Genomic DNA, 11,544 nt, shown 5'->3' with positions numbered 1-11,544 from the left:
ACTGCTGCCATGGAATTGGCGCTCTGCCATCCGGAACGTTGATCAAGCCGCCTGAGCCGAAAATGACCCGCGCGCGGTCTTCGCCGGATGCTTACGGAAAAGCAGCCGAAGTCGCAGGCGTGCCCGTCGGTTGGTCGCAAGGTCATCCGCGATTGTTGTGCCGCGCGTGTTGATCGCCATTTTTTTCGATTGGTCGTAGCGGGCGCTTCTGCCCCGAGCCGCTCGAGATACGCATTCATTAGCTGATCGACGAGGGAATGGCGGACCCGGGGCAGGTCAGTACGAGCCATGATTTGGCAGCGTCACCGTTCCGAACGGCCGAAACGAGACCTGGCACAGAAACGAAAGCTGACTCGATATAGACTACGAGGCGCACCAGGACGGTCGCGACACGTCTGAGCCTCAGAAGCCGGCTCTGTTGCTCATGCGGCGCGCCTACCACCGCCTGGTTTTCAATTGAGTATTGTTGGTAGTCGGTGGACATTCGGACATATTGTGCAGCCCGATGCATCTTTTGCGACTGAGGCAGCCGGTCCTTGTGTACAACAAGCGCGTTTGCCATGGTGCTCCTCCCGCGCGGCAATGGTCTTACCGCGCTCTCGTTCGAGCCCCAGAGCAATATTTAAGAACCAAGACCGTGGTCAGCGCCACGGAAGTCACAGGCGCAGGTGGACTGTCGATGCTTTTTTCCAGTCTCACGTTCTTGTTCGGTTTCTGCTTTTTCTTCTTACTTGTCATTGGGGGCTCTGGCCACCAATCTGATAGTTGATCACCGCGAGAACGCCGTCGACGAAAGCCTGACATTCAGCGTGGGTCTTGAACGCGCCTCTATATTTCCCGAATAAGAAAACGATCCGCCCTCGGCCCTTTCCAAACAAGTACTGTCCGATCTGCCTGCCGTCCTCATCTCTAAGTTCAACACTGTCGAGGCTTTGGACTGATTTGAGGTCTGTCTCCGGAAGCTTGATCTGCACAAGTGGTCTCCGCGATCCATTCTTCATACCGGGCAGCTTCGGAGGGTAGGCTAGATGCTGAGGGCAAACCGCCATCATCCATTTTTCCGCTTCCCATGCTTCGCCAAATCTTAACCGCATCTCCGAAAGAACAGAACGAGGTGCGCGCCGTTCTAATCTGCCGTCGTATTGAGCTGTGGTGGGCTGCAAAGCTGCACTGCTTTGCATGCCGCATAGGCAATTGGCTGCATTGGGAAGATCATTATTGCAAGCGCAACAGAGATCAGAATCAGGAACAGAGCGTCCCCAATTGAAAACTTCATCGAAATTACCTCAGCCCCAAAAGGACTAAGATCCTACCACCACAACCCCTGATCGAGCAACGCGTGTGTGCACGGGCGCGCCAAGGCGCCCCCAGAGGGGATGGATTTTTAAGCAAATCAGGTGCCCGCTGATCCGCGGGTGTAGCAACCCGGACCAGTGATAGGCCGCATTCCTTGGTCAGGAAATCACTCGATTGGCGTCGAGCGATTGCGGCTGAATGAACGGACGCGCTTGGCGGCGCGGCTCCGACCCAACCTTTATTGCCTATTCGGATTCGATAGGCAAGACCGGGGGCGGACTGTGCTGTCCAGGGCGAAAGCCTAAAAGCGTCCGACCCGTCTCACTGACGGGTTGCTACCCCCCGGCTGCCTCGTCTGACACGAGGCGCGGCTGTAGCGGGCCGAACCCAGTGAGCAGCACCATGGAAAACATCAGAGAATTGCCAGCGGAGTCCGCTGCTGAGTTTGCGGCCCTTGCCGCTGCCGTACACCCCGCCTGGCACCAGGCCATCATACGACTCGCTAATGCCTCTGAACGGGTGACCTTTCGCCTTGAGGCCTTTATGGGCACTCCAATCGACGGTTGTATGGCGCGCCACGCCCGAGAGCTGGTGAAGGACCTGATCGACTTCCCGGACCAACTCGAGGCCGACCCCGACCTTGAGCCCACGGCCGGCGGCTCGTGCGACGACGAATGTGAACCGCCGGGGGACGACGAGTAGAGCGGCGACGAACACGAGCCCTCCCTTGGGGCTCGTCCACTCGCTCGATCAATCCCACGCATGGAAGGGACGAACGGACGACCTTGAGCTAGACCATGCCGAGAGCGGCATTGGAGACTGCGACGGCTTGCTGGGGCAGGTCGGGACGCAGGACTGACAGCAAGGGGCGATGGGCTAATGGCCCAATAAAATACGCCGCTGGGCTCGAAATACGATGTCCCGGCGGCACCTTTGGAGCTGAGCCATCTAAATCCTCAGCCAGAGCCGTTTCCATCTCGTGCCGCTGGACAACTAGGGTTTTACGGTGGCAGCTCGCTCCACTGCAGCCCTCAACGCGTCCACATCGGCCCGAATTGCTCTTGTTTCCCTGACGTTGGCCGGGGTTTCTTCGGTGGCTTTTTCTACCTTGGTTATGCGATTGTTCAATTCGGACAGTCCCCTGTAGATGAGGTCCAGATACATCGTTTCGCTCTTCCTGGTCTCAGCTAATTCCTTGGCCAAGAAGTCAAATCGTTCGGTTGATGGTTGCTGGATCCGCGTAAAATATGCTTGCTCGGTCCGCCATATCGCGAGCCTCTGCCATTCGAGGAGGCCCATGAAGACGAGGTTGGCCGCAAGCAGCGTCACCAAAATTACGCGCCAGTTCTCCTTGAGCATACGAATCCCCCCTCCCGAGGCGAGAAGTCTTATCACCAAGGACCGGCTGACGGACTCGCAGACGTTTGACTGCCCACAACATGAAAGGCCCGCCGGTTCACGCTGGCGGGCCTATCACGTCGTACTCGAATGCCACTCCCTCAGGATCGTTCTCCTCGAACCATATTTCCGCAGCTTCGACCGTGGAAAAGACCTTGATGTGGTCGGCATCGCCGACCTGTTTGGCGGTGTTCACGTACACGAAGACGGTCATTGGTCCTCTTCGGCTTGCGCCGCCCCCAGTGAGGCTCTTTACCCTTGGGGTTAAACTCCGGGACGTGGTGTCGGTTCAGTGCCCGCATGATGCCGATGCGGGCAAACATGGTCGGGCCGCCACCTTCTGCCACCAGGATCGGTGCCTCCATCGCCGCTTGCCACTCCGGTGCGGCGTGCTCTTTCTTCGGCAGCGCCGTGATGTACTCGCCGGCATCGAGCAACGTCACCAGCTTTAGGCCGCCGACCTCGATTTGGCTCCTCGAAAGGCCGCCCCCAGCCCTTGGTCATTGTGTGTTTCGGTGCCCTCAAAGGGATTGGCAAGAATCTCATGATGATCGACAACAAGCTCAGATGGCTGAGCGAACCGGCGCTTAAGGGGAGCGCTTTCAAGGCTCGAGAGAACGCCAAGATCGAGGCCGACGAGGCGATGTGGTTAGGTGTTGCCGAAGCAGCGGATCGCTGCCGCGAAATACTCGTCCGGCGGCGAACGGGGCGTGGCGTTTGGTATGCGCTCGTTCAAATTCTGCGATGGGATGCGCCTCGGCGGACGGCTGAAACGGTCGCGTCCTTCCATGAGCGGCATGACTCAATGGCAGAGGCGGAGGAGGCTGCTCGGCGAATGCTGGCGGAGCATGCGAAGCACTTCTACAGCGACATGTCGGTGGAAGCAGAGGTGCTTTGCGAGCTCGAATGGGACCAAGACAGCGAAGCAAGACTGCTGTGATGGGCTAGAACATGGCCGGAACAGATTTCCCGGTCTTTCCCCGCGTGTTGCTGCTTAGTTCTGCTTTTTCGTGCCTATAACTTCCGAATAGGCCTGAGGCCGAATTTTCAGAAAGATCTGCATTTTCAGGGGTTTTAATGGTGGGCGCACAAGGGATCGAACCTTGGACCTCTCCCGTGTGAAGGGAACGCTCTTCGTGTGGCTGACCGATAAGGAAATTACACAATGGACTCGGCTCGACGACCGATAAAGAATGGTCGCAACTGGAGTCAGTTGGCGAACTGATAGAAAAATCACACGAACCTTATCGGTAGGCGAAAACTGCAAAAAGGCTTGTCAGTCTGAAAAATCAGTTGTCGCGGCACGCAACCCCTCCGTGCGCCTTCCTTGATGCGTGGACTGATCATCCAAAAGTTGTGGAAAACTCGGCGTTCGCGACATGCGCCCGTCTGCACCTATGGTGCGGCCTGCGCAACTCTAACGGTCGTAGATTGATCGGTGCATTTTCATTTCTGCTGAGATTTTGCTTGGGGGAAGCTCAATCGATGAACATCAAAATCCGTATGTAACTGTTGCTGTTTTCTGAGCCGCGCTCCGTATCCGTGTGACGCCGGTCGTATCACCGAGTGGATTGGCGCGTCGCGCGCTTGCACAGCGCTGGAACGATCGGATTCCGCAACAATGGCGAGATTCCCGTTCGAAGGAGCAACGGTGCGCTCCGTTCGAGTGATGCATTTTCAATTTTGTTGTGCGGGCTTCCAGGTCACCGCAGAAAGGATGTCGTTGATCAATGGACGACGGGGAGAATGAGGGCGCGGCGGCGTCGTTCCACCATCGGGAGGCTGAAGGTCCATTTTCGCTGGATCGGCGAGAGGTGGTTGTCGGCTTGGCGGCAGAGGAGGTCGGACCTCTAGCCGTGTAGACTGCGACATCGTTGGCCTATCGACCAATTCCGTATTTCGCTCTCGGCGTGGACAACTGCTATCCCGCATTGGCCGTGAGGCCGGCGGTCAAGATGCCGGCCACGGCACAAGCCTCGTCATTGTCTGAGGTGTCGCCGGAGACACCGACGGCGCCGAGCAAGGTCGCACCATCCATGATCAGCACGCCGCCGGGGACCGGCACCAGCGCGCCCTTGGCGATGGTGTTTACGGAATCGATGAAATAGGCCTGCTCCTGCGCACGCTGGTACAGGGCGCGCGAGCCCATCCCCATGGCGAGCGCACCATAGGCCTTGCCGTGGGCGATCTCGGCGCGCATCAGGCTCGTGCCGTCCTGCGCCGCGGCGATCTTGAGCACGCCGCGTGCGTCCAGGATGGTGACGACCAGCGGCTTGAGCTTCAGCTCGGTGGATTTTGCGAAGGCGGCGTCGAGGATCTTGCGGGCGGTGTCGAGCGTGAGGTCAGCCATGGCTGGTTTCCTTTTTGGTGTGAGAAGTGGAATTTGCTCCGGCGCGGTCGAGGCTCATCGCCAGCACGCGCGCGACGTGAAGCGCTTCGCGTTGGGCGCCGTCGTGGATCTGATGCCTGCAGGAGGTGCCGTCGGCAACGACGAGTGTAGTCTGGTCGGCGCGCCGCACAACGGGCAGCAGCGACAGCTCGGCCATCTCGATCGAGGCATCATAGGTGTCAGCGCCGTAACCGAACGCGCCGGCCATACCGCAGCAGCTCGATTCGATTGTCTCGACCTTCAGGTCCGGAATGAGGCGCAGCACCTGCTCGACCGGCTTGAAGGCACCGAAGGATTTTTGGTGGCAATGGCCGTGCACGACGGCCTTGTCGGCGACGGTGCCGAGCGGCAGTTGTAGCCGGCCGGCCTCCGCTTCGCGCACCAAAAATTCCTCGAAAGTCAGCGCGTGGGCGCCGACGGCCTTGGCATCGTTGTCCTTGCGCAGCGAGGCGAGCTCGTCGCGCAGCGTCAGCAGGCAGCTCGGCTCGAGGCCGACGATCGGCACGCCGCGGGCGGCAAAGGGCGCGAACGCGGCCACCAGGCGGTCGAGCTCGGCCCTGGCTTCGTCGACGAGACCGGCTGAGAGGAATGTACGGCCGCAGCAGAGCGGGCGACTGCCGCTGGGCGGCTTGGGCAGGTGCACGCGATAACCGCCCATGGCGAGCACACGGAGCGCGGCGTCGAGATTTTCGCGCTCGTAGATGCGATTGAAGGTGTCCGTGAACAACACGACTTCGCGGCCGGTCTCCGGACCGACCGCTTCCGCAGGCGGCACGAACACGTCGCTGCGGAAGGCGGGCAGGGCGCGGCGCGCGCTGATGCCGGCAAAGCGCTCGAACAGCTTTCGAAGCAACGGGCTGCGGTTGCGCAAATTGGCGAGTGGCGCGAAGCGCGATGCGAGACCGGCATAGCGCGGGAGGTAGCCGACCAGGCGGTCACGCAGGGTCAGGCCATGGGACGCGGCGCGGGCGGCGAGCACCTCGATCTTCATCTTGGCCATGTCGACGCCGGTCGGGCATTCGTGGCGGCAGGCCTTACAGGAGACGCAGAGTTTTAGGGTCTCCATCATCTCGTCGGAGGACAACGCGTCGGGACCGAGCTGGCCGGAGATCGCGAGCCGCAAGCTGTTGGCGCGGCCGCGGGTGACGTCCTTCTCGTTGCGCGTGGCGCGGTAGGACGGGCACATCACGCCGCCCTCGAGCTTGCGGCAGGCGCCGTTGTTGTTGCACATCTCGACCGCACCCTGGAATCCGCCGCCGGCGCCAGGATACGCGGACCAGTCCAGCTTGGTCTTCAGCTCGGTGACGCGATAGTCGGGTTTGAAGCGGAACAGCGAGCGATCGTCCATCCGGGGCGCATCGACGATCTTGCCGGGATTGAGGACGCCTTCGGGATCGAAGCGCTGCTTCACTTCGCTGAAGTCGGCGACGAGACGTTCGCCGAACATGGTCTCGTGGAATTCAGAGCGCACCAGGCCATCGCCATGCTCGCCGGAATGCGAGCCCTTGTACTCGCGCACCAGCGCGAAGGCTTCCTCGGCGATGGCCCGCATCGCCTTGACGTCCTTCTCCAGCTTCAGGTTCAGCACGGGCCGTACGTGCAGGCAGCCCTCGGAGGCATGCGCATACATCGTGCCGCTGGTGCCGTGCTTTGCGAAAACCTCGCTCAAGCGCGCGGTGTAGTCGGCCAGATGCGGCAACGGCACGGCGCAATCCTCGACGAACGAAACCGGCTTGCCCTCCTGCTTCATCGACATCATGACGTTGAGGCCGGCGGCGCGGAAATCGGCGATGCCGCTTTGCAGCGCGGGCTCGGTGATCTCGACCACGCCGCCCCATTTACGCTTGTCGTTATTCCAGCCAAAGCCAAGATCGCCCATCAATTCGCCGAGTTGCTTGAGGCGCACCAGATTGTCGGCCTGGTCCTCTTCGGCGAATTCGACCACCAGCACGGCATCCGGATCGCCCTTGATGGCGGCGGAGATGATCGGCCTGAACATCGCGATGTCGCGGCCGAGTGCGAGCATGGTGCGGTCGACCAGTTCGACGGCGATCGGCTTGAGCTTGACCAGGTGCTGGGCGGCGTCCATCGCCTCGTAGAAGCTGCCGAAGTGGCAGATGCCGAGCGCCTTGTTGCGGATGACAGGCCACAGCTTCAGCTCGACCTTGGTGGTGAAGGCGAGGGTGCCTTCGGAGCCGACCAGGAGATGCGCCATGTTGTTGCGCGCATTGCGCGGCGTCAGCGCATCGAGATTGTAGCCGCCGACACGGCGCTGCACCTTGGGAAAGCGCGCGGCGATCTCGTCGGCCTCGCGGGCGCCGAGATCGAGCATGTCGCGGAACAGGGCTCTCGCGCTGTCGTTCGCATCGAGATCGGAGAGATCACGCGACACCTCGCCGTAGCGGCTCAGCGTGCCGTCGGCGAGCGCCGCCTCCAACGACAGCGTGTTGTCGCGCATGGTGCCGTAGCGAAGCGAGCGGCCACCGCAGGAATTGTTGCCGGCCATGCCGCCGATGGTGGCGCGCGAGGCCGTGGAGACGTCGACCGGAAACCACAGGCCGTGTTTCTTGAGCTGGCGGTTGAGGTCGTCGAGCACGATGCCGGGCTCGACCACGCAGGTGCGGCCCGCGACGTCGAGCGACAGGATGCGGTTGAGGTGTTTCGAGAGATCGACCACGAGGCCGTCATTGACGGTCTGGCCGCATTGCGAGGTGCCGCCGCCGCGCGGGGTGACCTTCAGTCCTTCGTCACGGGCGATCGCCAGTGCCCGCAAGGCCTCGTCCATGGTCCTGGGCACGACCACGCCGGCCGGCATGATCTGGTAGAACGAGGCGTCGGTGGCATAGCGGCCCCGGCTGAAGCCGTCGAACAGGACGTCGCCAGTCATTTCCGCGCGCAGGCGCCGTTCGAGCGAAGAGGCGTTTGTCATCCCTGGTCCCGGATTGACCCAGCGAGGCCCAGCCTTGCTGAGTTATTCATTATTTCTCACGACCAATTATATTATGAATTCAAAATGAGCAAGTCGGCCGCCCCTCAGGGCGGGGCCGGTGCGTCCTCTTGGGGCTCGGTCAGGTGCTCAATCGCGGCCGCCCGCTTGTTGCGCAGGTGCTGGAACAGGATGTCGCTGAGCTCGCTGGCGGCGCGGCGGCGCAGCGCGTCGAGGATGGTCTCGTGCTCGCGCATCGCTTCCGCCCAGCGCTGCCGCTTGCGGGCGAAATTGGCGGAGTAACGGACCCGGCGGATGCGGCCTGCGAAGTTGGCGTAGGCGCTCTTCAGCGTCTCGTTGCGCGCGGCCGCGACGATGCTTTCGTGGATGCGCTGGTTGGTCTGGAAATAGCCGTGCATGTTGCGATGCAGATAGTGCCCGTACATCTCGTAGTGCAGCTGCTCGATCGCGGTGATTTCCTCATCCGTAATGGCCTCGCAGGCGAGTCGCCCGGCAAGGCTCTCCAGCCCCGCCATGACGTCGAACAGCTCCTCGAGGTCGCGCTGGCTGAGCTGGCGGACGCGCGCGCCGCGGTTGGGCAGAAGCTCGATCAGGCCCTCGGAAGCGAGCACTTTCAGGGCCTCGCGCAGCGGCGTGCGGGAGATCCCGAGCATCGCGCAGAGCTGCCGCTCGGGAACGCGCGCGCCGTCGGGAATATTGCCCTCGACCACGTAGTCGCGCAGCCGCAGGAGGATCTCGCCGTGAAGCGAGGCCTCCTGGCGGTCGCCGCCGTTTGCGGCGGGTGGGGTGATCGGAACCCCGGTGTCGGGAATCGTGGATTTCATTTGCAGCACAATAGTTTGCCTGTTCGATCGCGTCGATGCTCGCAATCGAATACCAAAATTCAATTGAAAAGACAAAAAATGAATGCAAAATGACCTCAGCAGCCGGCCGGAGTTCGCCGACAGGGAGGTTTTCATGCATCAGGGACGCCATTTTCTTCAGATTCCGGGTCCGAGCCCGGTCCCCGAGCGTGTCCTGCGCGCCATGGACATGCCGGTCATCGACCACCGGAGCGCGGAATTCGGCGAGCTCGGCCGCGCCGTGCTCGAAGGCAGCCAGAAGATTTTCCAGACCGCGGGCCCGGTCGTGATCTTCCCCTCGTCGGGGACGGGTGCCTGGGAGGCCGCGATCGTCAACACGCTGTCGCCTGGTGACCGGGTGCTGATGGTTGAGACCGGCCATTTCGCCACCCTGTGGCGGCAGATGGCGGGGCGATTCGGCATCGAGGTCGACTTCGTGCCCGGCGACTGGCGCCGCGGCGCCGATCCCGCATTGATCGAGGCGAAGCTCACCGAGGACAAGGCGCGCGCGATCAAGGCCGTCATGGTCGTGCACAACGAGACCTCGACCGGCGCGACCAGCCGCATCGCCGAGATCCGCGCCGCGATCGACCGCACCTCGCATCCGGCGCTGCTGATGGTCGACACCATCTCCTCGCTCGGCTCGGTCGACTACCGCCACGACGAGTGGAAGGTCGATGTCAGCGTGAGCTGCTCGCAGAAGGGTTTCATGTTGCCGCCCGGTCTCGGCTTCAACGCGATCTCGGAGAAGGCGCGCGCAGCAGCGAAGACCAACAAGATGCCGCGCTCCTATTTCGACTGGGAGGAGATGCTCAAGCCCAACGCCAACGGCTTCTTCCCCTACACGCCGGCGACCAATCTGCTTTACGGCCTGCGCGAGGCGATCGCGATGCTGCTCGAAGAGGGGCTCGACAACGTGTTCGCGCGCCATCGGCGGCTGGCTGCCGCGACGCGTGCCGCCGTCAGTCACTGGGGACTCGAGATCCTCTGCCAGGAGCCCTCGGAGTTCTCGCCGGTGCTCACCGCGGTGTTGATGCCGCCGGGCCACGACGCCGATCAGTTCCGCAAGATCGTGCTCGACAATTACAACATGTCGCTCGGCTCGGGCCTGTCGAAGGTCGCCGGAAAAGTCTTCCGCATCGGCCATCTCGGCGAATGCAACGCGCTGACGCTGCTCGGCGCGCTCACCGGCGTGGAGATGGGCCTGTCGGTTGCGGGCGTGCCGCATCGCTCCGGCGGTGTCGACGCCGCAATGAAGCTGCTGGAGCAGCGCCCGCAGGGCAATGCCTCGCCGCATCTGAAAGTGGTCGGCACCTAGGTCGCGCGGGACACGCAAGGCCAATCATAAAAAACAGTCAGGGAGGGTGGAGATGGGAATTCGGTTCAAGGCCACGCATGTCGTCTTGGCGATGCTCTGCGCGATGTATTTCATCACCTATGTCGACCGGGTGAACATCGGCACCGCCGCGAGCGAGATCCAGAAAGAGCTGGGTCTGTCGAACACCCAGCTTGGCCTCGTCTTCTCCGCCTTCGCTTATCCCTATCTGCTGTTCCAGGTGATCGGCGGCTGGGTCGGCGACCGTTTCGGGCCGCGCAAGACGCTGTTCTGGTGCGGCATGATCTGGGCGGCGGCGACCATCTCGACCGGCTTCGTCAACGGTCTTGCCGCACTGTTCGTCGCGCGCTTCGCGCTCGGCTTCGGCGAGGGCGCGACCTTTCCGACGGCAACGCGCGCGATGCAATACTGGACGCCCGCAAATCGCCGCGGTTTTGCGCAGGGACTGACCCATTCCTTCGCGCGGCTCGGCAATGCCGTGACGCCGCCGGTGGTGGCGCTGCTGATCCTCTGGCTGACCTGGCGCGGCGCGTTCGTCGTGCTCGGTTTCGTCAGCCTGGTCTGGGGCGTCGTCTGGGTCTGGTACTTCCGCAACGAGCCGAAGGAGCACGCTTCCATCACCGAGGCCGAGCTCGCCGCACTGCCGCCGCGCCCGACCGGCGAGCGGCCGCGCGTGCCGTGGGGGCCGTTGCTCGGCCGCATGTGGCCAGTGACGCTGACCTATTTCTGCTACGGCTGGTGCCTGTGGCTCTATCTCAACTGGCTGCCGCTGTTCTTCAAGAACAACTACAATCTCGACATCAAGAACTCGGCGCTGTTCGCCTCCGGCGTGTTCTTCGCCGGCGTGGTCGGCGACAGCGTCGGCGGCGTGCTCTCGGACAAGATCCTCGACCGCACCGGCAATGTCCGCCTGGCGCGGCTGAGCGTCACCGTTGCGGGATTTGCGGGCGCGCTGCTTTCGCTGTTTCCGATCCTGTTCGTCCACGACATCACGATCGTCGCGCTGTGCCTGTCGGCCGGCTTCTTCTGCGCCGAGCTGGTGATCGGCCCGATGTGGTCGATCCCGATGGATATTGCCCCGAAATATTCCGGCACCGCCTCGGGACTCATGAATACCGGCTCGGCCTTCGCCGCCATTGTCTCCCCGCTCGTTGCCGGCTTCGTGATCGACGCGACCGGCAACTGGTACCTGCCGTTCCTGCTGTCGATGGGGCTGCTGTTGCTCGGTGGCTTCTCCGCCTTCCTGATGCATCCGGAGCGTCCGTTTACGGAGGCCGAGGGGCGCCTGCCGGTCGGAAAGGTGGTGGCCGCGGAATAGGGGCGGCGGAGGCCCGCC

10 protein-coding genes are annotated in these 11,544 nt (G+C 62.4%); 4 read left to right on the top strand and 6 right to left on the bottom strand.

Translation table 11 applies throughout. The features are described 5' to 3' along the window. Nucleotides 1-734: 734 nt before the first annotated feature. Nucleotides 735-974 (bottom strand): hypothetical protein, encoded by a 240-nt coding sequence (locus ABIB95_RS45190; protein ID WP_354248929.1) that lies wholly within the window; start codon nt 972-974, stop codon nt 735-737. Between the two features lie 724 nt (nt 975-1,698). On the opposite strand from ABIB95_RS45190, the gene ABIB95_RS45185 reads away from it, so the two are divergent. Continuing rightward, nucleotides 1,699-1,998 carry a hypothetical protein gene (locus ABIB95_RS45185; protein ID WP_354248928.1) on the top strand — a complete coding sequence of 100 codons (300 nt, stop codon included), beginning with the start codon at nt 1,699-1,701 and terminating at the stop codon, nt 1,996-1,998. 291 nt (nt 1,999-2,289) lie between these two features. Here ABIB95_RS45185 and ABIB95_RS45180 read toward each other — a convergent pair whose 3' ends face one another. Both ABIB95_RS45180 and ABIB95_RS45175 read right to left on the bottom strand, forming a co-directional pair. Then, entirely contained in the window at nt 2,290-2,655 is a 366-nt protein-coding gene (locus ABIB95_RS45180; protein ID WP_354248927.1) for a hypothetical protein, read from the bottom strand. A gap of 97 nt (nt 2,656-2,752) precedes the next feature. After that, a complete protein-coding gene (locus ABIB95_RS45175) occupies nt 2,753-2,908 on the bottom strand; it encodes a hypothetical protein (RefSeq protein ID WP_196236517.1) in 156 nt (51 codons plus the stop codon). Nucleotides 2,909-3,238: 330 nt separating this feature from the next. Between ABIB95_RS45175 and ABIB95_RS45170 the strand changes: the two genes are divergently transcribed. Further along, entirely contained in the window at nt 3,239-3,634 is a 396-nt protein-coding gene (locus ABIB95_RS45170) for a hypothetical protein (protein WP_354248926.1), read from the top strand. Nucleotides 3,635-4,615: 981 nt separating this feature from the next. Here ABIB95_RS45170 and ABIB95_RS45165 read toward each other — a convergent pair. The 3 genes from ABIB95_RS45165 to ABIB95_RS45155 form a co-directional block, all read right to left on the bottom strand. Further along, nucleotides 4,616-5,044, bottom strand: a complete 429-nt coding sequence (locus ABIB95_RS45165; protein ID WP_166342879.1) for a GlcG/HbpS family heme-binding protein — start codon at nt 5,042-5,044, stop codon at nt 4,616-4,618. Beyond that, nucleotides 5,037-8,012 (bottom strand): FAD-binding and (Fe-S)-binding domain-containing protein, encoded by a 2,976-nt coding sequence (locus tag ABIB95_RS45160; protein ID WP_354248925.1) that lies wholly within the window; start codon nt 8,010-8,012, stop codon nt 5,037-5,039. The genes ABIB95_RS45165 and ABIB95_RS45160 overlap by 8 nt, the downstream gene beginning before the upstream one ends. A 104-nt stretch (nt 8,013-8,116) precedes the next feature. Then, nucleotides 8,117-8,854, bottom strand: a complete 738-nt coding sequence (locus ABIB95_RS45155; protein WP_354248924.1) for a GntR family transcriptional regulator — start codon at nt 8,852-8,854, stop codon at nt 8,117-8,119. A gap of 133 nt (nt 8,855-8,987) precedes the next feature. Between ABIB95_RS45155 and ABIB95_RS45150 the strand changes: the two genes are divergently transcribed. Together ABIB95_RS45150 and ABIB95_RS45145 are read left to right on the top strand one after the other, a co-directional pair. Further along, complete coding sequence (locus ABIB95_RS45150; protein ID WP_502917949.1) at nt 8,988-10,190, top strand: pyridoxal-phosphate-dependent aminotransferase family protein; 1,203 nt, start codon at nt 8,988-8,990, stop codon at nt 10,188-10,190. A 52-nt stretch (nt 10,191-10,242) separates the two neighbouring features. Then, nucleotides 10,243-11,526 carry an MFS transporter gene (locus tag ABIB95_RS45145; RefSeq protein WP_354248922.1) on the top strand — a complete coding sequence of 428 codons (1,284 nt, stop codon included), beginning with the start codon at nt 10,243-10,245 and terminating at the stop codon, nt 11,524-11,526. The last annotated feature ends 18 nt before the right edge of the window (nt 11,527-11,544 follow it).

Origin of the sequence: Bradyrhizobium sp. LA2.1 (genome assembly GCF_040547725.1) — a bacterium.
Lineage (GTDB): Bacteria > Pseudomonadota > Alphaproteobacteria > Rhizobiales > Xanthobacteraceae > Bradyrhizobium > Bradyrhizobium barranii.
The sequence above is the reverse complement of the archived record's forward strand: the minus strand, read 5'-3'. Positions and strand labels throughout refer to the sequence as shown.

What these genes read in the sequence shown, in the direction of transcription:
- ABIB95_RS45185 (WP_354248928.1), top strand. Translation starts at nt 1,699, where the DNA reads ATGGAAAACATCAGAGAATTGCCAGCGGAGTCCGCTGCTGAGTTTGCG.
- ABIB95_RS45180 (WP_354248927.1), bottom strand. Translation starts at nt 2,655, where the DNA reads ATGCTCAAGGAGAACTGGCGCGTAATTTTGGTGACGCTGCTTGCGGCC.
- ABIB95_RS45175 (WP_196236517.1), bottom strand. Translation starts at nt 2,908, where the DNA reads ATGACCGTCTTCGTGTACGTGAACACCGCCAAACAGGTCGGCGATGCC.
- ABIB95_RS45170 (WP_354248926.1), top strand. Translation starts at nt 3,239, where the DNA reads ATGATGATCGACAACAAGCTCAGATGGCTGAGCGAACCGGCGCTTAAG.
- ABIB95_RS45165 (WP_166342879.1), bottom strand. Translation starts at nt 5,044, where the DNA reads ATGGCTGACCTCACGCTCGACACCGCCCGCAAGATCCTCGACGCCGCC.
- ABIB95_RS45160 (WP_354248925.1), bottom strand. Translation starts at nt 8,012, where the DNA reads ATGACAAACGCCTCTTCGCTCGAACGGCGCCTGCGCGCGGAAATGACT.
- ABIB95_RS45155 (WP_354248924.1), bottom strand. Translation starts at nt 8,854, where the DNA reads ATGAAATCCACGATTCCCGACACCGGGGTTCCGATCACCCCACCCGCC.
- ABIB95_RS45150 (WP_502917949.1), top strand. Translation starts at nt 8,988, where the DNA reads ATGCATCAGGGACGCCATTTTCTTCAGATTCCGGGTCCGAGCCCGGTC.
- ABIB95_RS45145 (WP_354248922.1), top strand. Translation starts at nt 10,243, where the DNA reads ATGGGAATTCGGTTCAAGGCCACGCATGTCGTCTTGGCGATGCTCTGC.